This window comes from Allobosea sp. UNC402CLCol, assembly GCF_000745475.1.
Taxonomy (GTDB): domain Bacteria; phylum Pseudomonadota; class Alphaproteobacteria; order Rhizobiales; family Beijerinckiaceae; genus Allobosea; species Allobosea spartocytisi.
Genome location: NZ_KN050692.1, coordinates 327,955 through 351,413, shown reverse-complemented (window position 1 = coordinate 351,413; position 23,459 = coordinate 327,955). Strand labels below are relative to the sequence as shown.

30 protein-coding genes and 3 tRNA genes are annotated in these 23,459 nt (G+C 65.4%); 14 read left to right on the top strand and 19 right to left on the bottom strand.

From position 1 onward, the window contains the following. Positions 1 to 62: 62 nt before the first annotated feature. A complete protein-coding gene (gene urtE, locus GY40_RS24370) occupies positions 63 to 758 on the top strand; it encodes an urea ABC transporter ATP-binding subunit UrtE (protein WP_038367982.1) in 696 nt (231 codons plus the stop codon). 64 nt (positions 759 to 822) lie between these two features. On the opposite strand, the gene GY40_RS24365 is transcribed toward urtE, so the two are convergent. The 3 genes from GY40_RS24365 to GY40_RS24355 form a co-directional block, all read right to left on the bottom strand. Next, positions 823 to 1,227 (bottom strand): carboxymuconolactone decarboxylase family protein, encoded by a 405-nt coding sequence (locus GY40_RS24365; protein WP_038367979.1) that lies wholly within the window; start codon positions 1,225 to 1,227, stop codon positions 823 to 825. Continuing rightward, positions 1,163 to 1,591, bottom strand: coding sequence for a MerR family transcriptional regulator (locus GY40_RS24360; RefSeq protein ID WP_038367976.1), 429 nt, complete (start codon positions 1,589 to 1,591; stop codon positions 1,163 to 1,165). Before GY40_RS24360 ends, GY40_RS24365 begins: the two co-directional genes overlap by 65 nt. Before the next feature lie 100 nt (positions 1,592 to 1,691). Then, the gene (locus GY40_RS24355; RefSeq protein WP_038367973.1) at positions 1,692 to 2,156 is read right to left on the bottom strand and encodes an Lrp/AsnC family transcriptional regulator; all 465 of its coding nucleotides are present in this window, start codon (positions 2,154 to 2,156) and stop codon (positions 1,692 to 1,694) included. A 157-nt stretch (positions 2,157 to 2,313) separates the two neighbouring features. Here GY40_RS24355 and GY40_RS24350 point away from each other — a divergent pair, with 157 nt between their 5' ends. Together GY40_RS24350 and GY40_RS24345 are read left to right on the top strand one after the other, a co-directional pair. Next, on the top strand, positions 2,314 to 3,324 hold the full coding sequence (locus tag GY40_RS24350; protein ID WP_038367970.1) for a 1-aminocyclopropane-1-carboxylate deaminase: 1,011 nt from the start codon (positions 2,314 to 2,316) through the stop codon (positions 3,322 to 3,324). Positions 3,325 to 3,330: 6 nt separating this feature from the next. Further along, complete coding sequence (locus tag GY40_RS24345) at positions 3,331 to 3,633, top strand: hypothetical protein (RefSeq protein ID WP_038367967.1); 303 nt, start codon at positions 3,331 to 3,333, stop codon at positions 3,631 to 3,633. Between the two features lie 4 nt (positions 3,634 to 3,637). Here GY40_RS24345 and GY40_RS24340 read toward each other — a convergent pair whose 3' ends face one another. Further along, the gene (locus GY40_RS24340) at positions 3,638 to 4,048 is read right to left on the bottom strand and encodes a DUF2000 family protein (protein WP_038367965.1); all 411 of its coding nucleotides are present in this window, start codon (positions 4,046 to 4,048) and stop codon (positions 3,638 to 3,640) included. Between GY40_RS24340 and GY40_RS24335 the strand changes: the two genes are divergently transcribed. From GY40_RS24335 to GY40_RS24325, 3 genes are all read left to right on the top strand, one after another. Then, on the top strand, positions 4,047 to 4,925 hold the full coding sequence (locus tag GY40_RS24335; protein ID WP_051988482.1) for an AraC family transcriptional regulator: 879 nt from the start codon (positions 4,047 to 4,049) through the stop codon (positions 4,923 to 4,925). The genes GY40_RS24340 and GY40_RS24335 overlap by 2 nt on opposite strands. Before the next feature lie 81 nt (positions 4,926 to 5,006). Continuing rightward, positions 5,007 to 5,993 carry a phosphogluconate dehydrogenase (NAD(+)-dependent, decarboxylating) gene (gene gnd / locus GY40_RS24330; protein ID WP_038367959.1) on the top strand — a complete coding sequence of 329 codons (987 nt, stop codon included), beginning with the start codon at positions 5,007 to 5,009 and terminating at the stop codon, positions 5,991 to 5,993. 5 nt (positions 5,994 to 5,998) lie between these two features. After that, positions 5,999 to 6,532, top strand: coding sequence for a gluconokinase (locus GY40_RS24325; protein ID WP_038367957.1), 534 nt, complete (start codon positions 5,999 to 6,001; stop codon positions 6,530 to 6,532). Positions 6,533 to 6,663: 131 nt separating this feature from the next. Here GY40_RS24325 and GY40_RS24320 read toward each other — a convergent pair whose 3' ends face one another. Beyond that, positions 6,664 to 8,046, bottom strand: a complete 1,383-nt coding sequence (locus GY40_RS24320; protein WP_248311270.1) for a multicopper oxidase family protein — start codon at positions 8,044 to 8,046, stop codon at positions 6,664 to 6,666. A gap of 247 nt (positions 8,047 to 8,293) precedes the next feature. Between GY40_RS24320 and GY40_RS24315 the strand changes: the two genes are divergently transcribed. From GY40_RS24315 to lon, 5 genes are all read left to right on the top strand, one after another. Continuing rightward, a tRNA-Leu gene (locus GY40_RS24315) sits at positions 8,294 to 8,378 on the top strand. Between the two features lie 192 nt (positions 8,379 to 8,570). Continuing rightward, a complete protein-coding gene (tig, locus tag GY40_RS24310; protein ID WP_038367952.1) occupies positions 8,571 to 10,001 on the top strand; it encodes a trigger factor in 1,431 nt (476 codons plus the stop codon). A gap of 161 nt (positions 10,002 to 10,162) precedes the next feature. After that, positions 10,163 to 10,783, top strand: a complete 621-nt coding sequence (locus GY40_RS24305; RefSeq protein WP_038367950.1) for an ATP-dependent Clp protease proteolytic subunit — start codon at positions 10,163 to 10,165, stop codon at positions 10,781 to 10,783. A 273-nt stretch (positions 10,784 to 11,056) separates the two neighbouring features. After that, on the top strand, positions 11,057 to 12,325 hold the full coding sequence (gene clpX, locus GY40_RS24300) for an ATP-dependent Clp protease ATP-binding subunit ClpX (RefSeq protein WP_038367947.1): 1,269 nt from the start codon (positions 11,057 to 11,059) through the stop codon (positions 12,323 to 12,325). Between the two features lie 365 nt (positions 12,326 to 12,690). After that, the gene (lon, locus tag GY40_RS24295) at positions 12,691 to 15,114 is read left to right on the top strand and encodes an endopeptidase La (protein WP_038367944.1); all 2,424 of its coding nucleotides are present in this window, start codon (positions 12,691 to 12,693) and stop codon (positions 15,112 to 15,114) included. A 116-nt stretch (positions 15,115 to 15,230) separates the two neighbouring features. Here lon and GY40_RS24290 read toward each other — a convergent pair whose 3' ends face one another. Both GY40_RS24290 and GY40_RS24285 read right to left on the bottom strand, forming a co-directional pair. Continuing rightward, positions 15,231 to 15,626, bottom strand: a complete 396-nt coding sequence (locus tag GY40_RS24290; protein WP_038368764.1) for a DoxX family protein — start codon at positions 15,624 to 15,626, stop codon at positions 15,231 to 15,233. A 215-nt stretch (positions 15,627 to 15,841) separates the two neighbouring features. Next, positions 15,842 to 15,917, bottom strand: a tRNA-Val gene (locus GY40_RS24285). 54 nt (positions 15,918 to 15,971) lie between these two features. Here GY40_RS24285 and GY40_RS24280 point away from each other — a divergent pair. Next, positions 15,972 to 16,463: a hypothetical protein gene (locus tag GY40_RS24280; RefSeq protein WP_156116069.1), complete on the top strand. Its 492-nt coding sequence runs from the start codon at positions 15,972 to 15,974 to the stop codon at positions 16,461 to 16,463. A gap of 150 nt (positions 16,464 to 16,613) precedes the next feature. Next, positions 16,614 to 16,690, top strand: a tRNA-Asp gene (locus GY40_RS24275). Positions 16,691 to 16,760: 70 nt separating this feature from the next. Here the strand turns inward: GY40_RS24275 and GY40_RS24270 are convergent. The 12 genes from GY40_RS24270 to GY40_RS27320 form a co-directional block, all read right to left on the bottom strand. Further along, positions 16,761 to 18,020: a hypothetical protein gene (locus GY40_RS24270; protein WP_038367943.1), complete on the bottom strand. Its 1,260-nt coding sequence runs from the start codon at positions 18,018 to 18,020 to the stop codon at positions 16,761 to 16,763. Next, positions 18,017 to 18,310 carry a hypothetical protein gene (locus GY40_RS24265; RefSeq protein ID WP_038367941.1) on the bottom strand — a complete coding sequence of 98 codons (294 nt, stop codon included), beginning with the start codon at positions 18,308 to 18,310 and terminating at the stop codon, positions 18,017 to 18,019. The genes GY40_RS24270 and GY40_RS24265 overlap by 4 nt, the downstream gene beginning before the upstream one ends. A gap of 2 nt (positions 18,311 to 18,312) precedes the next feature. After that, complete coding sequence (locus GY40_RS24260; protein ID WP_038367938.1) at positions 18,313 to 18,609, bottom strand: hypothetical protein; 297 nt, start codon at positions 18,607 to 18,609, stop codon at positions 18,313 to 18,315. Further along, a complete protein-coding gene (locus tag GY40_RS28410; RefSeq protein WP_038367936.1) occupies positions 18,602 to 18,796 on the bottom strand; it encodes a hypothetical protein in 195 nt (64 codons plus the stop codon). Before GY40_RS28410 ends, GY40_RS24260 begins: the two co-directional genes overlap by 8 nt. Next, positions 18,793 to 19,047, bottom strand: a complete 255-nt coding sequence (locus tag GY40_RS24250) for a hypothetical protein (RefSeq protein ID WP_038367934.1) — start codon at positions 19,045 to 19,047, stop codon at positions 18,793 to 18,795. Before GY40_RS24250 ends, GY40_RS28410 begins: the two co-directional genes overlap by 4 nt. Before the next feature lie 8 nt (positions 19,048 to 19,055). Further along, the gene (locus tag GY40_RS24245; RefSeq protein ID WP_038367931.1) at positions 19,056 to 19,304 is read right to left on the bottom strand and encodes a hypothetical protein; all 249 of its coding nucleotides are present in this window, start codon (positions 19,302 to 19,304) and stop codon (positions 19,056 to 19,058) included. A gap of 37 nt (positions 19,305 to 19,341) precedes the next feature. Then, on the bottom strand, positions 19,342 to 19,698 hold the full coding sequence (locus GY40_RS24240; RefSeq protein WP_166653021.1) for an HNH endonuclease: 357 nt from the start codon (positions 19,696 to 19,698) through the stop codon (positions 19,342 to 19,344). Between the two features lie 150 nt (positions 19,699 to 19,848). After that, positions 19,849 to 20,196 carry a hypothetical protein gene (locus GY40_RS24235; RefSeq protein ID WP_038367929.1) on the bottom strand — a complete coding sequence of 116 codons (348 nt, stop codon included), beginning with the start codon at positions 20,194 to 20,196 and terminating at the stop codon, positions 19,849 to 19,851. Then, positions 20,196 to 20,630, bottom strand: coding sequence for a hypothetical protein (locus GY40_RS24230; protein WP_038367927.1), 435 nt, complete (start codon positions 20,628 to 20,630; stop codon positions 20,196 to 20,198). Before GY40_RS24230 ends, GY40_RS24235 begins: the two co-directional genes overlap by 1 nt. Positions 20,631 to 20,633: 3 nt before the next feature. Continuing rightward, positions 20,634 to 21,854, bottom strand: a complete 1,221-nt coding sequence (locus tag GY40_RS27800) for a RecT family recombinase (protein WP_051988479.1) — start codon at positions 21,852 to 21,854, stop codon at positions 20,634 to 20,636. A gap of 9 nt (positions 21,855 to 21,863) precedes the next feature. Beyond that, entirely contained in the window at positions 21,864 to 22,808 is a 945-nt protein-coding gene (locus GY40_RS24220; protein WP_038367926.1) for a hypothetical protein, read from the bottom strand. A 157-nt stretch (positions 22,809 to 22,965) separates the two neighbouring features. Next, positions 22,966 to 23,259, bottom strand: a complete 294-nt coding sequence (locus GY40_RS27320; protein WP_081925636.1) for a hypothetical protein — start codon at positions 23,257 to 23,259, stop codon at positions 22,966 to 22,968. A gap of 19 nt (positions 23,260 to 23,278) precedes the next feature. Between GY40_RS27320 and GY40_RS28075 the strand changes: the two genes are divergently transcribed. Further along, the coding region (locus GY40_RS28075) for a hypothetical protein (RefSeq protein WP_197062813.1) at positions 23,279 to 23,459 on the top strand (181 nt) is incomplete at its 3' end.

Here is a 23,459-nt window from a genome sequence, read left to right as displayed (position 1 = left end):
CCGCTGCGCTGCGTCCGGGATGACGCGGTGTTTCCTTGCGATTCCGGCGAGGGGGCGACCTCATGCTGACCGTCGACGCCATCGACCTTCATTACGGCGCGGCCCAGGCGCTGCGCCGCGTCTCCGTCACCGCGGAACCGGGCAAGGTCACCTGCGTGATGGGCCGCAACGGCGTCGGCAAGACCTCGCTGATGCGCGCCATCGTCGGCCATCAGCCGATTTCGGCCGGCCATATCCGTTTCGACGGGGAGGACATCTCGACTCTGCGCAGCGAGGATCGCGCGCGGGCCGGCATCGCCTATGTGCCGCAGGGGCGGGAGATCTTCCCGCTGCTGACGGTGAAGGAGAATCTGGAGACCGGCTTTGCGCCGCTGAAGCGCAGGGAGCGCTTCGTCCCGGATGAACTCTTCGACCTGTTCCCCGTGCTGAAGTCCATGCTGGGCCGGCGCGGCGGAGACCTCTCGGGTGGCCAACAGCAGCAGCTCGCCATAGCGCGAGCGTTGGTCACCCGGCCCAAATTGCTGGTTCTGGACGAGCCGACCGAGGGCATCCAGCCCTCGATCATCAAGGATATCGGCCGCGCCATCGACTATCTCCGCCAGAAGGGCGGCATGGCGATCGTGCTCGTCGAGCAGTATTTCGACTTCGCCCGCGACCTCGCCGACACGATGTTCGTGATGGACCGCGGCGAGGTCGTGCTGTCCGGCCCGATGAACGAGCTCGACGGCAACCAGGTGCAGAGGCTGATTCAGGTCTGAGGGGCGGACCCGCTGATTACCAGACCCGCTGATTAAGAGTCAGCGGCTCCGATGCAGCCTCTCGTCAGGCGGCGAGATCACGCGCCGCGAAGACCTCTTTCGCCGCGAACAGCCCGTTGAGCGCGGCCGGAAACCCGGCATAGACGGCCATCTGGATCAGGACCTCGGTGATCTGCTCTCGCGAGAGGCCGACATTCAGCCCCGCCTCGATATGCACCTTGAGCTGCGGCGCGGCATTGCCCATCGCCGCAAGGGCGGCGATCGTCGCGATCTCGCGCGAGCGCAGGTCGAGACCGGGCCGCGAATAGATGTCGCCGAAGGGAAACTCGAACACATAGTCCGCGAAATCGGGTGCGATGTCGGCGAGCGCCGCGATCACCTTGTGGCCTGCTTCGCCGTCGATCTCAGCGAGCGCGCGCTTGCCGCGTTCTAGCCGGCTGGTTTCGGCGTGAGCGTTGATATGCGTCATAGTCTTCTATCCTGTTCCCGGCGCCGGCATAGCCGGCGATCTTGGTGTCGAGGACGAGAAGGCAGGCGTTGAGCTCTGCGATGCGGGCGCGGACCTGCTCGCGGTGGCGCTCCAACTGGGCGCGCCGCTCGGGTTCCGTGCCGGCACCCTGTTCCCGCAAGGCGGCGTAGCGCAGCATCTCGCGGATCGGCATGCCCGTGGTCTTGAGCCTGCCCAGGAACTCGATCCAGGTCAGGATCGAGGCATCGTAGTCGCGTTGGCTCGACCGGTCCCGGTCGGCATAGGGCAGGAGGCCGATGCGCTCGTAATAGCGGATCGTATGGGCCGTCAGCCCCGAACGCCGGGCCAGTTCGCCGATCTTCATGCCGTTCTTCTCGTCGTGACACCCGGGAAGCTACGAGTTCGAGTGCGCTCTAAGTCAATGCCGTCGACGCGATTTTTTGGGGGAGGGACCGCGCGATCCCTCAGAACACCAGCGGCGCGTTGTCCACGACCTCCTTCATCACGAAGAAGGTGCGCGTCTGGCGCACGCCCGGCAGCGCGATCAGCCTGTCGGCGTGGAGCTTGTTGAAATCGGCCATGTCGCGCACGCGGATCTTCAGGATGTAGTCGAAATCGCCGGCGACGATGTGGCAGTCGAGCACCAGCTTCATCTCGCGGATCGCCTCCTCGAAGGCGCCGAAGCTTTCCGGCGTCGAGCGGTCCAGAACCACCCCGACGAAGGCGAGCGTGCCCATCTCGACCTTCTTCGGCGCGATCTGAGCCCGCACGCCGGTGACGTAACCCTCGGCGAAGAGGCGCTGGATGCGGCGATGGCAGGTCGCGGCGCTGGTGTTCACCCGCTTGGCGATCTCGGCATTGCCCATGCGCCCGTCGCTTTGCAGCAGTCGCAGAATCCTGAGGTCGGTTTTGTCGAGCGTCTGGTGCATGAAAGATTCTTCCGAAATATGGCTCAATTTCTGATTGCAGGAGTCACAGAATTGCTTATTGCGGCGGAAGTGCAATAGAAAGAGGGCTCATTTCGGAAGGACGTTTCGAAGCGATTTTGTTAGCTTTCTCCGGTGTTTAACGGAGCAAGCAAGACCCATGCTGGAGAAATTCGAGCGCTATCCGCTCACCTTCGGGCCGTCGCCGATCGAGAAGCTCTCGCGGCTCTCAGCCCATCTCGGCGGCGCCGTCGAGCTCTACGCCAAGCGCGAGGACTGCAATTCGGGCCTCGCCTTCGGCGGCAACAAGCTGCGCAAGCTCGAATACATCGTGCCGGACGCCATCGCCTCCGGCGCCGACACGCTGGTCTCGATCGGCGGCGTGCAGTCGAACCACACCCGCATGGTCGCGGCGACCGCCGCCAAGATCGGCATGAAGTGCCGGCTCGTGCAGGAAAGCTGGGTGCCGCATGACGACGCCGTCTATGACCGGGTCGGCAATATCCTGATGTCGCGTGTGATGGGCGCCCATGTCGAGCTGGTCGATGAGGGCTTCGACATCGGCATCCGCGAAAGCTGGGAGAATGCGCTGGCCGATGTGAAGGCCAAGGGCGGCAAGCCCTATGCGATTCCGGCCGGCGCCTCGGTCCATAAATTCGGCGGGCTCGGCTATGTCGGCTTCGCCGAGGAGGTGAGGGCGCAGGAGGCCGAACTCGGCTTCAAGTTCGACTACGTCGTGGTCTGCACTGTCACGGGCTCGACTCATGCCGGCATGGTCGTCGGCTTCGCCAAGGACGGCCGCCAGCGCAACGTCATCGGCATCGATGCCTCCGCCACGCCGGCCCAGACCAAGGCGCAGGTCCTCGACATCGCGCAGAAGACCTCGGCGCTCATCGGAGGCAAGGACATTTCCGAAGACGATATCGTCCTCAACGAGGACTACGCCTACCCCGTCTACGGCGTGCCCTCGCAGGAGACGCTTCAGGCGATCCGCATGTCGGCCCGGCTCGAAGGCATGATGACCGACCCCGTCTATGAGGGGAAATCCATGCAGGGCATGATCGATCTTGTGAAGAAGGGCTTCTTCCCGGCCGGTTCGAAGGTGCTTTACGCCCATCTCGGCGGCGTGCCGGCGATCAACGGCTACAGCTACACCTTCCGCAACGGCTGAGCCGCCATGGAAGGGCTGCTTCTTGTCGAATACGACGCACGGGCCGCGGGCGTTCGGCAGGCCCTGCTCGGCCGGGTCGAGGCGCTGGTCGCGGCCAGCAAGGGGCAGTTGCGCTTCGTCGCGACCGAGCGCAGGGGCGAGGAGGCTGCCCGCGAGATCATGGTAATCGATCTCGCCAGGGTGGCCGATGCGGCTGCGATCATCGCCGGTTGGCGCGCCGATGCGGCGTTTCCGAACGGCGTGGACGCGCGGGTCCTGATGCGCGAGCCGGTGCGCGCCGCCGGCCCGGTGGAGGCTCTGTTTCCCTGAGCTTTCAATCGTGCAGCTTCAGGCCCTTGACGATCTTGTCGATCTCCTTGCGTTCGGCATGGAGAGCGAGTCCGACGAGATCGAGATCGGCCGTGGCGACCGCCGCCACGGCTTCGCGGTTGTCGACATCGTTGCCGGTCGCGAAAAGCTCGTATGTGTAGAGATGGGCCCTGACGCCGCGCCCCTGCGCGCGCTGCAGCACCTGCGTCAGCTCTTCGCCGGTCGCGGCGAAGATCAGCACGGGCTGGCGGATCAGCGGGCCGTAGAACCGGCCCGAGCCGTCCTGATAGGGCTCTCCCGCGAGTTCGGATGAGGCGCCGACGAGCCCTCCGGCGAGGAAGCTCGCGACATTGAGTTTCTGCCAGGTCGCGAGATTCTCGCGCACCACGATGGCGATCTTGGTATCGTAACGCATGGGTGCAGCGTTAGCCGAGGCCGGAAAGGCCAGTCTTGAACGATCGTGCAAGCCGGGTGCCGCGGACTGGGTGCGGCTCGGCACCGGCGCTGATGGCATCGAGCGGATCGAGGCCTTCTTCCATGGCTACGCCTATGATCCGCATCGCCACGACACCTATGCCTTCGGGCTGACGCTTTCCGGCGTGCAGTCCTTCGACTATCGCGGCGCCCGGCGCGACAGCCTGAGCGGCCATGCGATCGTCATCCACCCGGACGAGATCCATAACGGCCGCTCCGGCATCGCCGAGGGCTTTCGCTACCGGATGATCTATGTCGAGCCGCGGCTGATCCGCGAGGCGATGGGCGAGGCCGGCCGCAGCCTGCCCTTCGTTCCGGCCGCCGTCTCGCAAGATGCTCGGTTGGTAAGTGCCATTACCGGCGCGCTTCGTGATCTCGATGCGCCGCTCGAAGCGCTCGGGCTCGATGACATCGTGGTTCCCCTGGCTGACGCGCTGGCCGCGATCGATGCTTCCGCGGCGCGCATGCGCCGGCATCGGCTCGATCGTCCGGCGCTGGAGCGGGCGCGGGATTATCTCGATGGCCATCTCGAATCACCGGTCGCCTCCGAAGATCTCGAGAGGTTGACCGGCCTCGACCGCTTCACCCTGGCGCGACAATTCCGGGCGACCTTCGGAACGAGCCCCTACAACTATCTCGTCATGCGTCGCCTCGGCCGGGCGCGAAGCTTGCTCGCGCTCGGTACGGGTTTGGCGGAGGTCGCGGCTGCCTGCGGCTTCGCCGATCAGAGCCATCTCACCCGCCAGTTCCACAGGGCCTACGGCATCACGCCGGGTCGCTGGCGGAGTCTGCAGCAGCGGGCCGCCGCGGCGCGCTGACCCGACCCCCGCTTGCTCCGCCCGCTGCCGCCATGCTTCAAGCAGGCAGAAGAGCCGGCTTCCCGGCAGGAGTGATCTGACATGCAGCTCGGAGTGATCGGCCTCGGCCGGATGGGTGGCAATATCGTGCGCCGGCTGATGCGCGCTGGCCATGAATGCGTGGTCTATGACCGCGATCCGAAACCGGGGCAGGCCCTTGCTGCGGATGGCGCCACCGTCGCCGCCGACCTCAAGGACATGGTCGCCAAGCTGAAGGCGCCGCGCGCCATCTGGGTGATGCTGCCGGCCGGTAAGATCACCGAGGGCACGCTCGCCGAACTTGCCGGCCTCGTCGGCGCAGGCGACGTGCTGATCGATGGCGGCAACGCCTTCTGGAAGGACGATGTCCGCCGCGGCAAGGAGCTGGCGGCCAAGGGCATCCACTACATGGATGTCGGCACCTCCGGCGGCGTGCACGGGCTGGAGCGCGGCTACTGCCTGATGATCGGCGGCGCCAAGGAGGCCTTCGACCGGCTGGAGCCGATCTTCAAGGTGCTGGCGCCCGGCAAGGGCGAGGTCGAGCCGACCAAGCATCGCGAAGGCCGCAACCCGACCAGCGAGCAGGGCTATCTGCATTGCGGCCCGACCGGCTCAGGCCATTTCGTCAAGATGGTCCATAACGGCATCGAATACGGCATGATGCAGGCCTTCGCGGAAGGCTTCGACCTGCTGCGCAACGCATCGGCCAAGGAAGGCCTGCCGGCCGATTACGGCTTCGACTTCGACGTCGCTGAGATCGCCGAGGTCTGGCGCCGCGGCTCGGTCGTCACCTCCTGGCTGCTCGACCTGACGGCCGAGGCCCTAGCTGCCGATGAGGAGCTCTCCGCCTATACCGGCAACGTCTCCGATTCGGGCGAGGGTCGCTGGACCGTCGATGCCGCCGTCGAGACCGCGACGCCGGCTGAGGTGTTGACCTCGGCGCTCTTCGCGCGCTTCCGCTCGCGGGTCGATCACACCTTCGGCGAGAAGATCCTCTCCGCCATGCGCGCCGGCTTCGGCGGCCATGTCGAGCCGAAAAAGCAGGGCTGACCGGCGTGAGCGCAGAAGATAAGGGCGGTCGCCCGGCCGTCATCGTCATCATGGGCGTCGCCAGCTCCGGCAAGACCTCGCTCGGCGAGCGGCTGGCGGCGCGCCTCGGCTGGCCGTTCCGCGATGCCGATTCCTTCCACCCGCCCGAGAACGTCGCCAAGATGGCCGGCGGCACCCCGCTGACCGACGAGGACCGCAAGCCCTGGCTCGCCGCCATCGCCGCCTGGATCGACGATCTCAGGGCGACGGGCGAGCACGGCATCGTCACCTGCTCGGCGCTCAAGAAGGCCTATCGCGAGGTCATCATCGGCGATCGGCCGGATGTGAGGCTGGTCTATCTCAGGGGCTCGCGCGAATTGATCGGCCGGCGCATGGCGGCCCGGCAGCACCATTTCATGCCGCCGGCGCTGCTCGACAGCCAGTTCGCCACGCTGCAGGAACCGGGGCCCGACGAGAATCCGCTCGTCGTCTCGGTCGAGGACAGCAAGGACGCCATCGTGCAGGATGTGGTGGAGCGGCTGGGGCTGGACGCGGGCTGATCGGATCAGGCGAGACTGCCACCGCCGTCATGCTCGGGCTTGACCCGAGCATCTCGGAAACCAGTGTCTTCTCGGCCTGGGCTTCTCGGGTCTCCGCTCCGCTTCGCCCGAGAATGACGGAGCAGAAGACCTCACACCACCTCGAACCAGCAACACAACCCGAGATCGAAGCGTTCCAGCACGGTCGAGGAGATCAGCCAGCGGCCGGGGTTGTCGGCGATGAAGGCGATGTGCAGCTTCTTGCCTTCCGGAATCTGCACCGTGTCGAGGAAGTAGTTTTCCCAGCCGTCGTCGAGCGGGTGCAGCAGGCGGAAGGCGTGGCCATGCACATGCACGGGCTGGATGAAGGCGGTGCGGTTGTCGATCGCCATCACGACGGGCGTGCCGCGCTTGACGCTGAACAGCGGCTTGCCGTCCTTCGCTCCGATGCCGCCATTGACCAGCCAGGGCCGGGCGAGATCGAGGCCGGTATAGTCGAGCGTCCGCTCCGGCGTCGGCTTGCCGCCGCCCTCGATCACCAGCGTCGGCCGCAGCGCGTCCTGCATCCGGACCGCGGCGGGCAAAGCGGGGTTGAGCTTGAGCGCCGGCACCGCGGCTGGCGGGACCTTCGCCGCGCCATCCGTGACGATCCGCACCAGTGGCAGGCCCGGGCCGATCAGGGCGGTGACGTTGACCGAGGCGCCGGCTTCGATCGGCAGGTCGAGGATGACGTCGTAGCGCGTGCCCGGCGCGAAGGGCAGTTGCGCATGCACCGGCTCGAAGGTTTCGGTTGGCTGGCCGTCCACCGCCACGACCGCAGCCTTCGCGCCGTCGAAGCGCAGTCGCATGATGCGGGCGTTGCAGCCATTGGCGAGCCGGAGACGCACGCGCGATCCGGGCAGCAGCTTGACCGGCTGCGGCGGTGGCTTGCCGTTGACGGTGAGCCAGTTTCCGAGCCGACCGGCGGCGGCCGAGCTCGTGGCCTGCAAGGCAAAGGGCAGGATCGCCTGGTCGTCGCCGAGCAGCCAGTCGTTCACGAACACCGGCAGGTCGAGATCGACGGCGGGCGGCTCGCGTTCCTCGACGATCAGCAGCCCGCTCAAGCCCCGCCCCGCCGGCTCGGACGAGCCGCCGATGACCAGCGGGCGATACAGGATGGTGCCCGAATCCGGCGGCGTCAGCCGGTATTCGATGCTGTCGCCCGGCGCGACCGGCGGCTGGCTGAAGCCGCCGACGCCGTCCTGCGCCGCTGCGCCGCGCAGGCCCTGCCAGTGCAGCGAGAGGGGCGCGGCCGTCTTGTTCTCCAGCTTCAGTCGCAGCGTCTCGCCCTGCTTGATTCGCAAGCTCGGCCCCGGCGTCGTGCCGTCGAAGGCCCAGATCTCGGTCTCGGCGGCCGGCGCCGGCCGCAAACGGAGCTTGGCGGGGCCGGCGACCAGCGTTCTGACCGGGGGCTCCTCCGGCGGTTTTGTGTTGCCGGGCGGTGTCGGGCTTTGGGCGTGGCCGGGCAGGGGGGCGAGCAGGGCGGTGCTGCTCATTCCCGCCAGCCATTGACGGCGGGTCGCGGTGGTCGGGCGGTCTGGCGGCAGGCTCGTCATTCCCTCCGCATAATCCGGCCGGCGGGCACTGGCGAGAGGGCCGGGCGGGAAGCGTGCCGAAAAGTGGCGGCACCGGCATTTTGCAGAACCGTCATTTTTTTGCTGCAACCGCCGCCTGAAATGCGTATAGCACCGCGGCCCAATGATGGCCGCGCTGCGTTTGCTCGCGCGCAGCGCTATCGGGCCGGCGGGCGTGGCGGAATTGGTAGACGCACTGGTTTTAGGTACCAGCGGCGAAAGTCGTGGGGGTTCGAGTCCCTCCGCCCGCACCATCGGCCGAGATCATCGCGTGTCCTTCCGGATGCGGTAACGGTGATCGATGCGACTGTTATCGCATCGGATTTTCCGGAAAGTGGAAGCCACTTTTCGGTCCGATGCCGGAATTTTTCGCGAGCGCGGTGGCGGCCGGAACCGGCGTCGCGCTTTGGACATTGAGACGTAAACGAGCTGTTGGCGGTACAAAAATGAACGTGACCGAAACCCTGTCCCAGGGCCTCAAGCGCGAATTCCAGGTGGTGCTGAACGCCGCCGACCTGAAGACCAGGCTCGACGACAGCCTGCAGGACCTCCAGGGCAAGGCCAAGATCAACGGCTTCCGCCCGGGCAAGGTGCCGGTCGCGCATCTGCGCCGCCTCTATGGCCGCTCGGTCATGTCCGACGTCCTCCAGAACGCCGTCAACGAGGCGAACCAGAAGATCGTCGCCGACAACAACCTGAAGCTCGCCTTCGAGCCGCAGATCCGCTTCCCCGAGAACAAGGACGAGATCGAGGCCGCGATGGAGGCCAAGGGCGATCTCGCCTTCACCGTCGCCCTCGAAGTTCTGCCGAAGATCGAGCTCGTCGACATCTCCGACGTTTCGCTCGTGAAGCCGGTCGCCGAGGTTCCGGACGCCGATGTCGACGCCGCGCTGCTGCGCATGGCGTCCGGCAACCGCACCTATTCGGCGAAGGGCGAGAAGGCCAAGGCCGAGACCGGCGACCGCCTGATGATCTCCTATGTCGGCACCATCGACGGCAAGGCCTTCGAGGGCGGCACCGGCGAGGGCATCCCGCTCGATCTCGGCTCCGGCCAGTTCATCCCCGGCTTCGAGGAGCAGCTCGAGGGCGTGAAGCAGGGCGAGACCCGCACGATCAAGGTCACCTTCCCTGAGAACTACGGCGCGGCCCATCTCGCCGGCCAGGCGGCCGAGTTCGTGGTCACCGTTACCGAGGTCCAGGGCCCGGACGCGATCAAGATCGACGACGAGCTCGCCAAGGCCTTCGGCATGGAGTCGCTCGATGCGCTCAAGACCGCCGTGAGCGAGCAGATCGGCCGCGACTTCGGCGCCCAGTCGCGCCGCAAGCTCAAGAAGAGCCTGCTCGACGCGCTCGACGGCAAGTACACCTTCGAGCTGCCGCCGACGCTGGTCGACCAGGAGTTCAACAGCGTCTGGAGCCAGGTCGAGGCCGACATGAAGCAGGCCAACAAGACCTTCGCCGACGAGGACACCACCGAGGACGCAGCCCGCGCCGACTACCGCAAGATCGCCGAGCGCCGCGTGCGCCTCGGCCTCGTGCTGGCCGAGATCGGCGAGCAGGCCAAGGTGCAGATCTCGGATGACGAGGTCACCCAGGCCCTGATCGAGCGCGCCCGCCAGTTCCCGGGCCAGGAGAAGCAGGTCTGGGAGTTCTACCGCAAGAACCCGCAGGCTCTCGCCGAGATCCGCGCCCCGATCTTCGAGGAGAAGGTCGTCGACCATCTGCTCGGCCAGGTGAAGGTCGAGGATCAGACGGTATCGCGCGAGGCGCTCTACGCCGATGACGAGGTGGAAGCCGCCACCGAGGCCAAGCCGAAGAAGGCTGCCGCCAAGAAGAGCAAGAAGGCCGAAGACAAGGCCGAAGACGCTTCCGCCTGAGCGTTCCGGCAACCTTAATGCCAGCCTTTGCGCCGCCGGCCTTCGCGACCGGCGGCGCTTCCCTTTTCAGCCACGTTCGGCGTGCTTATGTGAGTGTCTTCCGAGACACTGCCGATTCGACCTCGTCGCCCGATACGGCGCTTACTCCCAAGGATTGATCCATGCTTCGCGATCCGATCGAGACCTACAACAATCTCGTCCCGATGGTGGTCGAGCAGTCGAGCCGCGGCGAGCGCGCCTTCGACATCTATTCGCGCCTGCTGCGTGAGCGCATCATCTTCCTGACCGGCCCGGTCGAGGACTTCTCCGCTTCGCTGATCGTGGCGCAGCTCCTCTTCCTCGAGGCCGAGAACCCCAAGAAGGAAATCTCCTTCTACATCAACTCGCCCGGCGGCGTGGTCACCTCGGGCCTGTCGATCTACGACACGATGCAGTTCATCCGCTGCCCGGTGACGACGCTGTGCGTCGGCCAGGCCGCCTCGATGGGCTCGCTGCTGCTGACGGCCGGCGCCAAGGACATGCGCTTTGCCCTGCCGAATGCCCGCATCATGGTCCACCAGCCCTCCGGCGGCTTCCAGGGCCAGGTCACCGACATCCTGATCCACGCCAAGGAAGTCGAGAGCCTGAAGAAGCGGCTCAATGAAATCTACGTGAAGCACACCGGCCGCAGCTACGAGGACATCCACGCTGCGCTGGAACGCGACAACTTCATGACCGCCGAGCAGGCCCGCGATTTCGGCCTGATCGACAAGGTCATCGAGAAGCGGCCCGAGGACGCGTGAGGTTGCGACGAGCGGTCCCGATCCTGTGGGTTGGCGTGGGCAGGTCGAAGGCCCATATTGAAAGCGGATCGGCCCCGTGTTTGCATGGGGTCGGGGTGAGCGGACGAGGCGCTTCATCATGATCCGATTTGGATCGACCCAGCGTATCCGGATGTATCGGAACGGGCCGTTAACCTAATCATCGTGATCTGAGCGCTTATTTTATGACGGAGAGACGACGGTTGCATCTGCCTCGGCTGGTGTGGTCCCGGGCTCCGGAACTGGAGATGGACAATGGCTAGCAAGCCCGGCGGCGACTCGAAGAGCACGCTGTACTGCTCTTTCTGCGGCAAGAGCCAACACGAGGTCCGCAAGCTCATCGCGGGCCCGACCGTGTTCATCTGCGATGAATGCGTCGAGCTCTGCATGGACATCATCCGCGAGGAATCCAAATCCGCGCTGGTGAAGTCGAAGGACGGCGTGCCGACTCCCAAGGAGATCCGCAAGGTTCTGGACGATTACGTCATCGGCCAGGAGCACGCCAAGAAGGTGCTCTCGGTGGCGGTCCACAACCACTACAAGCGTCTGAGCCACGCGACGAAGCACAACGACGTCGAACTGGCGAAGTCGAACATCCTGCTGATCGGGCCGACCGGCTCGGGCAAGACGCTGCTCGCGCAGACGCTCGCCCGCATCCTCGACGTGCCCTTCACCATGGCCGACGCGACGACGCTGACCGAGGCCGGCTATGTCGGCGAGGATGTCGAGAACATCATCCTCAAGCTGCTCCAGGCTTCCGACTACAATGTCGAGCGGGCGCAGCGCGGCATCGTCTATATCGACGAGATCGACAAGATCAGCCGCAAGTCGGACAATCCCTCGATCACCCGCGACGTTTCGGGCGAGGGCGTCCAGCAGGCGCTGCTCAAGATCATGGAAGGCACCGTCGCCTCCGTGCCGCCGCAGGGCGGGCGCAAGCATCCGCAGCAGGAATTCCTGCAGGTCGACACCACGAACATCCTGTTCATCTGCGGCGGCGCCTTCGCCGGCCTCGACAAGATCATCTCGAGCCGCGGCAAGGGCACCTCGATCGGCTTCGGTGCCAAGGTCCAGTCTCCGGACGACCGCCGCACCGGCGCGATCTTCCGCGATGTCGAGCCCGAGGACCTGCTCAAGTTCGGCCTGATCCCGGAATTCGTCGGCCGCCTGCCGGTGCTGGCGACGCTGGAGGATCTCGACGAGCCGGCGCTGAAGACCATCCTGACGGAGCCCAAGAACGCGCTGGTGAAGCAGTATCAGCGCCTCTTCGAGATGGAGGACACCCAGCTCACCTTCACCGACGAGGCCGTCAGCCTGATCGCCCGCAAGGCGATCGAGCGGAAGACCGGCGCCCGCGGCCTGCGCTCGATCATGGAGGGCATCCTGCTCGAGACCATGTACGAGTTGCCGGGGCTGGAAGGCGTCGAGCAGGTCGTCATCGGCCCGGAGGCCGTGGAGAACAAGGCTCGTCCGCTCTTCATCTATGCGGAGCGCGAGGACGAGAACAAGACGGCCTCTGCCTGACGCCCGCCGCAACATTGCGACAACAGGACGCGCGCCTCTTGGCGCGCGTTTTGCGTTTTGATGGGATGCGGCCCGGCCGCGGTTTCGTTCCGCGACGGGCCGGTCGAAAATTGAGACGCTGAACTCAAAGCCGAACGGCAGGGATTTCTTCGTATGTCCGACAGGCAGGACAGCAGTGCATAGACCGGCTGCCTCGCTTGAAAGCCAGAAAGGAAGTCTCCACTTTAGGTGCACTTGCGAGAGTCGCATGCCTGATGAGGGTGCGATGCGCGAGGGCGGAAGGGCGAATGGTCCCCTGGCCGCAAACGTCCGATCGTTCCGCCCATCTCGGGGGTTCGCCGGGCGCAACTGCAAAGGATAAGTCAATGACGTCGACGCCCCGCGCTCCCTTCGTCTCTGGCGAGACCGGCACCTACCCGGTCCTGCCCCTGCGCGATATCGTCGTTTTCCCCCATATGATCGTCCCGCTCTTCGTCGGTCGCGAGAAGTCCATCCGCGCGCTCGAGGAAGTCGTGAAGACGGACGGGCTCATCCTGCTGGCGACCCAGAAGAATGCCGGCGACGATGACCCGCAGCCCAACGAGATCTATGAGATCGGCACGCTCGCCCGCGTGCTGCAGCTTCTGAAGCTGCCCGACTCCACCGTGAAGGTGCTGGTCGAGGGTGTCGGCCGCGCCAAGGCCTCCTCCTATTCGGCAGCCGAGTCCTTCTACGAGGCCGAGGCCACGGGCCTTGCCGAGGAAGAGGGCAAGAAGGTCGAGATCGAGGCGCTGGCCCGCTCGGTCGTCTCGGAGTTCGAGAGCTATGTGAAGCTCAACAAGAAGATCTCGGGCGAGATCGTCGCCGCCGTCTCGCAGATCGACGAGCCTGCCAAGCTCGCCGACACGGTCGCCTCGCATCTCGCGGTCAAGATCGCCGACCGGCAGGCCGTGCTGGAGATCACCAACGTCGCCCATCGTCTGGAGAAGGTCCTGTCGCTCATGGAGAGCGAGATGTCCGTGCTTCAGGTAGAGAAGCGCATCCGCTCGCGCGTCAAGCGCCAGATGGAGAAGACCCAGCGCGAGTACTACCTCAACGAGCAGATGAAGGCGATCCAGAAGGAGCTGGGTGACGGCGAGGAAGGCCGTGACGAGCTGGCCGAGCTGGAAGAGCGCATCGCCCGCACCAAGCTGACCAAGGAAGCCCGCGACAAGGCCACGGCCGAGTTGAAGAAGCTGCGCCAGATGTCGCCGATGTCCGCGGAGGCGACCGTCGTGCGCAACTATCTCGACTGGATGCTCGGCATCCCGTGGGGCAAGCGCTCGAAGATCAAGAAGGATCTGAACGCCGCCCAGCTCGTGCTGGACGACGATCACTTCGGCCTGGACAAGGTCAAGGACCGCATCGTCGAGTATCTCGCCGTGCAGCAGCGCGCCAACAAGCTCGCCGGCCCGATCCTGTGCCTCGTCGGTCCTCCCGGCGTCGGCAAGACCTCGCTCGGCAAGTCGATCGCCAAGGCGACGGGGCGCGAGTTCGTGCGCATGTCGCTCGGCGGCGTGCGTGACGAGGCCGAGATCCGCGGTCACCGCCGCACCTATATCGGCTCGATGCCCGGCAAGATCATCCAGTCGATGAAGAAGGCCAAGACCTCGAACCCGCTCATCCTGCTCGACGAGATCGACAAGATGGGCCAGGACTTCCGTGGCGATCCCTCGGCGGCCCTGCTGGAGGTGCTCGACCCCGAGCAGAACTCGACCTTCAACGACCATTACCTCGAGGTCGATTACGACCTGTCGAACGTGATGTTCGTGACGACGGCGAACACGCTGAACATCCCGCCGGCCCTGCTGGACCGGATGGAGGTGATCCGCATCGCCGGCTACACCGAGGAAGAGAAGACCGAGATCGCGCGCAAGCACCTGATCGCCAACGCGATCAAGAAGCACGGGCTCGACGGCAAGGAGTGGTCGATCACCGACGAGGCCCTGCAGACCCTGGTGCGGCGTTACACCCGCGAGGCCGGTGTCCGTAACCTCGAGCGCGAAATCTCCAACACGGTCCGCAAGGGCGTGAAGGACATCGTGCTCGGCAAGAAGGCGAAGGTGGTCGTCGACGAGCCGCTGCTCGAGGAATATCTCGGCCCGCCGCGCTATCGCTATGGCATGGCGGAGACGGAGAATCAGGTCGGTGTCGTCACCGGTCTGGCCTGGACCGAGGTCGGCGGCGAATTGCTGACGATCGAGGGCGTCATGGTGCCCGGCAAGGGCCGCATGACCGTCACCGGCAACCTGCGCGACGTGATGAAGGAATCGATCTCGGCGGCGGCGTCCTATGTCCGCTCGCGGGCCGTCGATTTCGGGATCGAGCCACCGCTCTTCGACCGGCGCGACATCCACGTTCACGTTCCGGAGGGGGCGACCCCGAAGGACGGGCCATCGGCCGGCATCGCGATGGCCACCGCCATCGTTTCGATCCTGACCGGCATCCCGACCAACCGCGACGTCGCCATGACCGGCGAGATCACGCTGCGGGGCAGGGTGCTGCCGATCGGCGGGCTGAAGGAGAAGCTGCTGGCGGCTCTGCGGGGCGGCATCAAGAAGGTGCTGATCCCCGAGGAGAACGCCAAGGACCTGATCGACCTGCCGAAGTCCGTGAAGGACGGCATGGAGATCGTCCCGGTCTCGCGCATGGAGCAGGTGCTCCAGCATGCGCTGACCCGCCAGCCGGTTCCGATCGTCTGGGAGGAGGACGTCAACGCCGTCCCCCCCAAGGGCACTGAGGACGATGCGGCGGGCGTCGTCGCTCACTGAGCGAAGGCATCGCCTGACATGAGAGGCCGCCGGACCGAGAGGTCCGGCGGCCTTTTTCGTTTGAAGCACGCTTGTTTCGTTGAAGCACGCTTGGCGGTTCGTCAGTGGGCGGCCTGTCAGGCCGTCTTCGTCCGCAAGGCCCGGTCGAGGCTCAGATAGCCGCCGCCGGCCGTCACGAAATATAGGAAGGCGAAACTGAAGACGGCGGCGGCGAAGCCGCCGTTCTCGGTCGGGAAGAAGCTCTTGGGGAAATGCGCGATGAAATAGGCGGCCGCCATCAGGCCGGAGAGCACGAACGCGGCGGCGCGCGTCTGGAAGCCGACGAGGAAGAGAAAGCCCGCGATCAGCTCGATCGATCCGGCGATCCAGGGCAGGGAGCCGACGGGAGGGGTGAAGTTGCCTGGGTGCAGGTGCAGGATTTTCGCCGTCCCGAATGAGAAGACGACGAGGCCGAGCGCGATCCTGAAGGCCGTCAGCGCATAGGGGCGAGCGCTATCGAGTGATCCCATGATGTGCGGTATCCATTTCCGTTGAACGCGACAGGGTTTTGCCCGTAGGGCCGGGCCGTTCAACACACGAATCGAAAACAATGCTGTGAAGGCCGGTCGCGACGGTCCGAAAACCGTGCCGGCAATCGGGCGCGCAACTCGGGCGTGGGGGAGAACATCCGCGCCGCACGCGGCGTGAGCCGGAGCGAAGAGTTTACCGGACGTGGTGATTCAAGCGATGGTGGGCGGTGACGGGCTCGAACCGCCGACATTCTCGGTGTAAACGAGACGCTCTACCGACTGAGCTAACCGCCCTCAGCGCTCGCGTTTAAGGCCTCGGCGCGCGTATCGCAAGCAGGCTCGGCAGCGTTGCCCGCAAAGCGCTCCGGTACGCAGCCGAATTCCGCCATCTTCGTCGGCACTGTTCCGGCCATGAGCTTCCGATCACGACATCCCGGTCTTGCCTTGCGGTGGCTGGCCGGCTTCGCCCTCCTCGCCGCGCAACAGGCGGCCGCGCAGTCGCTCCTGCCCGATTCCTTCTTCGAGGGGCGCCCCGCCTTCTCCCAGCCCGAGCAGCCGGCGACGCCGGCGAGCTGCGAGAGCATCGCGGCCCAGCTCCCGGAATCGGTGCCGCGCGATTCGCGTGTCGATATGGCGATCGCCGGCCCCGTCACCCTGATCCAGACCGATGGCGCGGTCTGGTATGTCGCCGTCTGCGCGGATCCGGGCGTGCGTGTGCTCTGCGTGACCTATGGCGCCAACGACCTGAAGCTCGGCGATATGGCGGTGCTGCGCGGTGGCTACGCCCGCCAGAACGCCCGCCATGTGATGCTCGATCCCTGTCTGGCCTCTCGGGAATGAGTTTTGCGGCCCGGCGCGGGGCGCGTCCTTTCGCGGTGCCGGAGATATTTTTCCACCGATTTGGTTTTGCCGGCATCGGGCGCTTGACACTTCCGGCCCGGGGCCATAATCCACACCTCGCTGACGGCCACCGCGCCTCAGTCGCCCAGCGCGGGCGTAGCTCAGTTGGTTAGAGTGCCGGCCTGTCACGCCGGAGGTCGCGGGTTCGAGCCCCGTCGCCCGCGCCATATAAATCAAGAGGTTAGTCACTAATCTCTTCCTTTCGTTACAAACGCCCAGCCGGCTCCGTTACAAATTTCAGCGCGTTTTGTTCTCGCGAAGCTTGGCCCGGCCCTCTCTCCTGATCGCATCCACTTCCCGCACCGTAACCAAGTTGACCGGGTTATAGGTCTTCTGAAGCCGGGCTGAGGCAGCGAGCGTATTGGCCATCTTGGTGGAAACGGCCTGCGCATCTGCGCCGCCTGCAGTGGCCTCAACCGTGCCAGACCGACGCATATCGGATAGCTTTCGATCCTCGGCCTCGCCTAACTCCGCCGTGCGAATCGTCCGGAAGTCCTCCGCGAGCTTGTTTTTCGTGTACGGGGAGGGCGGTTGCGGCTTGCCACCCTTCTTCGTCGTGCCGCTTCCACGCGTCCGGAAGATCGGCACGTTCGGCAGAAGCTCAAACGAGAGGCTGGCGATATAGGCGTCTAGCGCCCACGTTGCGCGCTTGCCGAGGGACGCCGCGGCGGCGCGCCCGGTCTTGGTGCGCGCAAGAGAGAAGATCGCGCCCTGTATGTCGTCGGCCCGCTGTCCTGTCGTCAGAGATCGCAGGTCGATAGGAGAAAGCTGGCTGTCCCAAGCCGTGGCCATGCAGGCCGCGAGCCCCTTGTACCCCATGCGCCATGCGCGCTTGCACAGCCGCACAACCTCGCCCTCGGACCAGATCGCCTGCCGGGCATCTGGGGCTCGGTTCGCGAATGCGAGCGACGGGTCAGCATCGAGCGCACAGTATCCCATCGCTGCCATCTTCTTCCACAGCGCGCGCCAGACCTTGACCACGCGGTGGCGCTCGGAAATCGAGACCTGCTTCTCAATGAGGGCGACCAGGCCGGTCGCTTCGCCGGTCCTCTCATCGATCGACAGGAATGCCTCCGGCTGGATCGTCTTCGGATCGGTGTCGCCCCAGAGTGGACCGATCCAGGTCCAGGCGCGGGGCCAGTCGTCCCTCGTCTGTTGGTCCTTGCTCTGCTTGAGCCCTTGTTTCGCCAACTCAGCGCTGCGCATCTTAATGACGCGGAGATAGGCAGCGCCGACGGTACCCGGCGCGTAGCGCGGCGCGGCATCCTGCTGCAGCCCGAGACGTATGCGATCCCACTCTGCGTTGAGCTCGATCGCCCGCTGCTGATCCTCAGGGGAGGGAACGTTGTGGTTCCCGACCATCATACCAGGGCCGAACGTCAGGAACTTGAATCCGTGCGGCTTCATCAGATGCGAGGGCTTGTAGCGCCACCTGTTCCTCATGAAGATCAGGTGCCGGATCGTGTCTTTGCCCATGAGGTGCTCGATGCGGTTCATCGGCGCCTCTTAGCCAATTCGGCAAGGCGCTCAGCGGTAACCTCTCGAGCATCGCGCGGCTGATTCGCGGGGGTCAAGGTCGAGCGGTTATCCATCCATTGATCGACAGCCTTCAGATCGTAGTTGCCCGTGTCCGGATCCGGTCGTGGGAAACCGCGCTGAAGCAGGCGTGGAAGGATGCGCTCGAACTCCGACAGGGTCAGATGAAGGCGACGCGCAGCCTTGACCGGCGGCACGTCGCGAGGATCGACCGTGTAGCGGACCTGGGAGGGTTGCGGCGCCAGTTGCATTGTCACGCCCTCCTCAGCGCGTTGCCGGAGGAGACCATGCGAAAGCCGTCCTCGAACTGAAGGCCGGCGCTGTTCATCGTGCCGCGCGCGAAGACGCGGCAGCACTGGCCCTTACGGCCGCAGCGGTCCCAACGATATCGATAGACCTGAGCGGATTGGCTGCCGACGCCCTGGCGGGGGATGGGCTTGAGAGCGTCGGCAGCCTGCGCATCGGCCAACGGGAAAAGCCGGATGGCGAGATCAGGATGGGCGGCCGCCTCGGGCCGGGCGTCATCCATATTGATGGGGCTGTCAGCCATTCTCCACCTCCCGCCCTGCGTTGGCCTTCGCCCGCTGGATCGCTCTGTTCGTGATGGCGGCCCGTTCGACGTTCAGCCGCTTCCATTCGGACTTGGCTGCATCGGCTCGAGCGAGAATTCGAGCCTCATCGGCCGTCAGGAAATTGCGCCAAGGCCATTTCGGGGTGCGGGGCTTGAACCTGCTCATGCCGCGTCCCACTCTGCTTCGTGCTCGCGGCGGGCAGCAGCGACGGCGCGACGTTCGCGCTCTGCCTGCCACTCCGCCGGTGTCTTCATCGGATAGGCCCGGCCGCCGGGCTGCGCTTGCAGCGTCAGCGTGACGACCTGGCCAAGCATCTCGTCCCAGGCCAGCCCGTCGCAGACCTTGCCGCCCTGCTCGACATCGAAATAGCGAGCGCCGGCAGACGACGTGCCGAAGGTGATGGTGATCGGCTTCATAGGGCGCCTCAGAACGGGATCTCGTCGGATTTCTCGGCTTTCTCGCGCACGTCCTGGGGCACCAGAGCCTTCCAGCGAACGAGATCGGCATTGGCTTTGCTGAGATCGCGCTCCAGTTCGCGGATCCGCTGCTGCCCCACCGCCACCTCTCGGCGCGTCTCATCACGCTCGCGCACTACGGTGATGCGAAACTCGCGCTCATCGAGCAGTCGATCCATGACGTTGTCGAATGCCATCGTTCCGTCGATATCGCTCACGGCTTGCTCCTCTTGCGATTGGGGAAAGGGCGGGGGCTCATGTGAACCGCCGGGGAGGAAGGGGCTTGGACAGCGGAGCCGTGGCGCGGCGCTGCGGCGGAGCCGGACGGCGGATCTGCTTCGGCCACTTCTTCCGCTCATAGGCGCCGGTGTGCTTGTCCCGCTGGCGGTCGGCTTTGCGGATGCGGGTGACGTCTGCTGCGGTCTTCGGCGCATCGCAGGTCACGCACTGGACCTTGCAATTCTCAAGCGTCGGCTCGCCGCCGAGGGCGTCGGGCAGGATGTGGTCGTAGCGGAACTTTCCGGGCATCAGCCGCGCGCCGCAGGCTTCGCAGTTTCCTCGGGAGCGGGCAAATGCCTGGGATCGGGTTTTGCGGGAGAATTCACGACGCATCAGGAGCCTCCTCCTGATCGCCTTCCGCATCAGCCGGCTGCTCGACGTGCAGGCAGTTGATGCTGCCGCACGAAGAGCATTCGGTGTGCGTCAGCGCCGAGAGAGGTCCGCGCCATGTAACCGTGTCGGTGTGGCAGCGAGCGCAGATCATCACGCATCCTCCGTCTGCTTGGACGGCTTCAGCAGGCGCTCGAAGATCGAAATGTCGGTCGGACGGTCGAGAAGAGGACGAAAGCACGAAAGCTGGAACCGGACTGCACCGCTCAGCGGACCATCGGACTGCATCAGCTCGATCTCGTAGAAGGACACATATACCTCGTCCTCCATCCCCGTTCCGAAGCTGGCCTCTCCCACGACGAAGTCGCGGATCGTCGGGACTTCACCGATCATCGGGATGCGAGTGGGGATCGAGAACTTGCCCTGGTGGACGGAGCAAAAATCGTCCTCGATGCAGACGCATTTCGCGCCGGGGAAAGCCCAAGAATTGGGAGATGCCATCACCGCTCCCTCCGCGGCTTCAGGCGCTCTGCCGTCTCAGCCTCAAGAGCAGCGACATCGAGCCCGAGATCAGCGGCGAAGTCCTTGGCCTGCTCCGTGAACAGCGCGAGATCGTCCCGGCTCATCTTGCCGATGGATTTGAACTTCGCTTCGCCGCCGGCCTCGTCGAACACGACGCCGTCAATCCAATGATGCGTAGCCTTGAGGCTCGCCTTGAGCTTCTGATCCGTCATGGTTGCGTCGGGGTGCGCTTCCGCGAAGACCTTCAGGAAAACGGAGATGAAAGCCCGCGCGCCTTGGGTGCCGGGTTCCCACTTCCGCAGCGAGAACACGGTGTCGGCGGGGAACTCCGCGATGGCGTCGCGATCTCGACCGCCGACGGCGCGCAGCGCCTTGCCGTCCCAGCGCGCGAGAATTTCGTCGCCGCGCTGCATGGCTCAGCCCTTCGCCTTTTCGAGCTCGCCCTTGCGGGCAGCGAAGTGGTTCTGCAGCCGCTCGATATCAGCGTGCTCTTTGATGCCGAGGGCGTGCCGGACAGGTCGCGTTGCGCTCCACCAGGAGCGGACCTCCTCGTAGCCCTTGAAGTCGCTGGCGGCGGTCAGCTTCGCCTTCACCAGAGCCTCATAGGCTTCCGGCGTGCTCATATCCTCCGGCTGGCCAGCATCATCATCGCCGGCCGGAGGTGGTGGAACATCGTCGCTGGCCTCATCGGCGGACGGCGCAGCGGGAGATGCATCGGTCTGGCGCGAGGTCCGCTGAACGTGACGGTCGCGGATCTCACGGGCGCGCTCCACGAAGCCGGAGAAGTCAGCCAGCACCGCCTCGACATCCGTCTCGACGTACCAGGCTTCGACATCATCGGAGTTGGTCGCGAAGCCTAGCTTCTCGTCGAGGTTCGACAGTTCGGCCTCGGGATCGATCGCATCATCGGAGGGTGCCACCGGCGCATCGTCGGACTGGGGGGCCGTTGTCGATGCGCCGGCGGCGTCCGCTGCATCCTTGGGAGCGATATCAGCGGAATCGGAAACGACGACTGCATCCTCAACGTTCAAAGCCGAATTGAGTTCATCGTCAGAAGGAGGGGGCGGCGGCGCGGTTGGAAGCGAGCCCCCGCCAACTTCGCGCACCTGGGCGATATCGGCGGCTTCGTCCTCGTCGTAGATGCCGCTGAAGCCGAAGGCATAGCGGGCGCACTGCATGGCCGCCTTGTGGCGTAGCATCCGGCGCTTCATCTTCCAGGGCTCGGTGCCCCGAATGCACTCCTCGAGATACTCGGTCACCACCGTCGGATGGGACCGATCCTTGCGGAAGATGCGGCAGGTGACCGCGATCAGAGCGCCCTTCTCGTCGTCGTGCTGGTCGAATTCCATGCCGTCGAACTGCTGGTGGCCATTGATAAGGTTCAGCCAGCCGTCGATGCCGACGATCGGAACGATGCCGCCGCCCTTCTTCGGGAAGGCATAGATCTCGCGCAGAAGCGGGTTCAGCCGGTATTCCTTCGCGACGAGCACAAAGGCGGCGAATTCCTCGCGCGTCCCCGATGCCGGGAACACCGTACCCCTCAAGGTCGCCTCGAAGGCCTGCGCCTCCATCCCGTAGGAATCGGCAAGGGTGGCGATGACGGACTTGCGCGGCTCGATTTTGGCAATGGCGTTCATGATGGCCTCTCAGGCGACGTATTCGAGGGTTTTCAGTTCGCAGCCCGGCACGGCGACGCCGGTTTTTAGGTTCTGCTCGGCCATCTGCTTGATGACCGTCACGAACTGGACCGGGGGCTCGGGGAGGGCCGCATAGAAAGCTGCCGCGGCGGGCAGATCATTGATGACGGCCACCTTGCGCGTCCGGACGGTCGTGCTGTTGGTGGCGACCTTGCTGCGGCCGCGCACGGGCGCCTGCTCAACCGGGGCGGCTTCGCCCATGGCAGCGGCAGCTTTTACCCGCGCCGCGCGATCAGCGGCTTCCTGCGCCTCGACAGCCCGCTTCTTCGCCAGGGAATAGACCGACATTCCGGTATTGACCTTGGAGACCAAGGCATCGGCGCGGTCGCGCGGCGGAACGAACTTCTTCTGGATCTCCTTGGCCTGCTGATCGATCGGCTTTTTCGCCGCGACCCGCATGTCCTCGATCTTGCCGGAGAGTTCGCGCGCTCGTTCCTTCCACTTGTCGGCCTGAAGGGCGCGGACATCGTCTCCGGCAAGGACCGGCGTCTTGAAAAACTCGGCGATCTTCAACTCGATCAGATCGAGCTCTGCGATCAGCGCTTCGAACGGATCGGTCGGAAAGTTGGAGCGGGCGTCGTCGAGGCTCTCGATGTCCTCCGGCCACGGCTGGTTCTTGTTGGCGACGGCGTCGTAGAGGTCTGAGCTGATGGCGTCGCGGCAGAAGAACGAGAAGGTCGTCTCCGCGAACGAGGCGTCAGCCAGCCGGCGCGTCTGCTGACCTTTGCGGCCAATCCAGGCGAACATGGTCCCGTCGACGACGCGGATCAGGACCGGATCGCCGCGGTACCGATAGCAGCCGCAACGCGGCAGCTTGTCGGTCAGTTCGGGGTTCTGGCCGGCCAACTGCGCCTTCCAGTATGAGAAATCCTCTTTCAGCGCGGCTTCGGTCATTTCGGCTTCCTCATCGGGAGGCGGACGACCGGCTTGCCGTCGCGCCAGGCTGTGATTTGCAGCCCGGCCTTGCGGGCTTCCGTTTCGGCTTGGAGCCGCATGTGGACTGCGAGGGTGGCGCGCCTCAACGAACCATCGGAGGCGCGCCGGGTTGGCATCAGGCCGCCTGCGGCTCTGGCGCGTTGGCGGCCGCTTCCAGATCCGCCATGCGCTTCATGTCGGCGAGGGCGGCTTCGTTGCCGTCGTAGAAGTGGACGGGCGAGACCTTGGGAAGATCGCTGCTCGCGTCGTAAATCTTCATCGCCGCGAGCTCGGTGTTGAAAAACCGCTCCAGCGCATAACCAGCGTCGCCTGCAAGATGAACGACCCAGCCGGCTCGGCAGTGCGTCGTGCCGCAGGTGTGCCACGAGCTCATGCGCAGCGCGCCGGGCGCCGAAGCGGCCTCGAACACCTTCTGGTGGATATTCTCGATGACAGGAACCTGCGGCGGTCCGGCCGGGATGTCGGCGCTCGGGTCGCCCTTCTCGTCCTTCTTGTTCCAGAGGAAGGCGACATGCGAGCAGCCCGAGCAGCGCGAGCAGTCCGAGCAGCCCGAGCAGTCCGAGCAGCCCGAGCAGCGCGAGCAGCCCGAGCAGCGCGAGCAGCGCGAGC

Bases quoted from the DNA above. Each gene is read 5' to 3' on its own strand.
- urtE (WP_038367982.1), top strand. From the start codon at position 63: ATGCTGACCGTCGACGCCATCGACCTTCATTACGGCGCGGCCCAGGCG.
- GY40_RS24365 (WP_038367979.1), bottom strand. From the start codon at position 1,227: ATGACGCATATCAACGCTCACGCCGAAACCAGCCGGCTAGAACGCGGC.
- GY40_RS24360 (WP_038367976.1), bottom strand. From the start codon at position 1,591: ATGAAGATCGGCGAACTGGCCCGGCGTTCGGGGCTGACGGCCCATACG.
- GY40_RS24355 (WP_038367973.1), bottom strand. From the start codon at position 2,156: ATGCACCAGACGCTCGACAAAACCGACCTCAGGATTCTGCGACTGCTG.
- GY40_RS24350 (WP_038367970.1), top strand. From the start codon at position 2,314: ATGCTGGAGAAATTCGAGCGCTATCCGCTCACCTTCGGGCCGTCGCCG.
- GY40_RS24345 (WP_038367967.1), top strand. From the start codon at position 3,331: ATGGAAGGGCTGCTTCTTGTCGAATACGACGCACGGGCCGCGGGCGTT.
- GY40_RS24335 (WP_051988482.1), top strand. From the start codon at position 4,047: ATGGGTGCAGCGTTAGCCGAGGCCGGAAAGGCCAGTCTTGAACGATCG.
- GY40_RS24340 (WP_038367965.1), bottom strand. From the start codon at position 4,048: ATGCGTTACGATACCAAGATCGCCATCGTGGTGCGCGAGAATCTCGCG.
- gnd (WP_038367959.1), top strand. From the start codon at position 5,007: ATGCAGCTCGGAGTGATCGGCCTCGGCCGGATGGGTGGCAATATCGTG.
- GY40_RS24320 (WP_248311270.1), bottom strand. From the start codon at position 8,046: ATGAGCAGCACCGCCCTGCTCGCCCCCCTGCCCGGCCACGCCCAAAGC.
- tig (WP_038367952.1), top strand. From the start codon at position 8,571: ATGAACGTGACCGAAACCCTGTCCCAGGGCCTCAAGCGCGAATTCCAG.
- GY40_RS24305 (WP_038367950.1), top strand. From the start codon at position 10,163: ATGCTTCGCGATCCGATCGAGACCTACAACAATCTCGTCCCGATGGTG.
- clpX (WP_038367947.1), top strand. From the start codon at position 11,057: ATGGCTAGCAAGCCCGGCGGCGACTCGAAGAGCACGCTGTACTGCTCT.
- lon (WP_038367944.1), top strand. From the start codon at position 12,691: ATGACGTCGACGCCCCGCGCTCCCTTCGTCTCTGGCGAGACCGGCACC.
- GY40_RS24270 (WP_038367943.1), bottom strand. From the start codon at position 18,020: ATGAACCGCATCGAGCACCTCATGGGCAAAGACACGATCCGGCACCTG.
- GY40_RS24265 (WP_038367941.1), bottom strand. From the start codon at position 18,310: ATGCAACTGGCGCCGCAACCCTCCCAGGTCCGCTACACGGTCGATCCT.
- GY40_RS24260 (WP_038367938.1), bottom strand. From the start codon at position 18,609: ATGGCTGACAGCCCCATCAATATGGATGACGCCCGGCCCGAGGCGGCC.
- GY40_RS28410 (WP_038367936.1), bottom strand. From the start codon at position 18,796: ATGAGCAGGTTCAAGCCCCGCACCCCGAAATGGCCTTGGCGCAATTTC.
- GY40_RS24250 (WP_038367934.1), bottom strand. From the start codon at position 19,047: ATGAAGCCGATCACCATCACCTTCGGCACGTCGTCTGCCGGCGCTCGC.
- GY40_RS24240 (WP_166653021.1), bottom strand. From the start codon at position 19,698: ATGCGTCGTGAATTCTCCCGCAAAACCCGATCCCAGGCATTTGCCCGC.
- GY40_RS24235 (WP_038367929.1), bottom strand. From the start codon at position 20,196: ATGGCATCTCCCAATTCTTGGGCTTTCCCCGGCGCGAAATGCGTCTGC.
- GY40_RS24230 (WP_038367927.1), bottom strand. From the start codon at position 20,630: ATGCAGCGCGGCGACGAAATTCTCGCGCGCTGGGACGGCAAGGCGCTG.
- GY40_RS27800 (WP_051988479.1), bottom strand. From the start codon at position 21,854: ATGAACGCCATTGCCAAAATCGAGCCGCGCAAGTCCGTCATCGCCACC.
- GY40_RS24220 (WP_038367926.1), bottom strand. From the start codon at position 22,808: ATGACCGAAGCCGCGCTGAAAGAGGATTTCTCATACTGGAAGGCGCAG.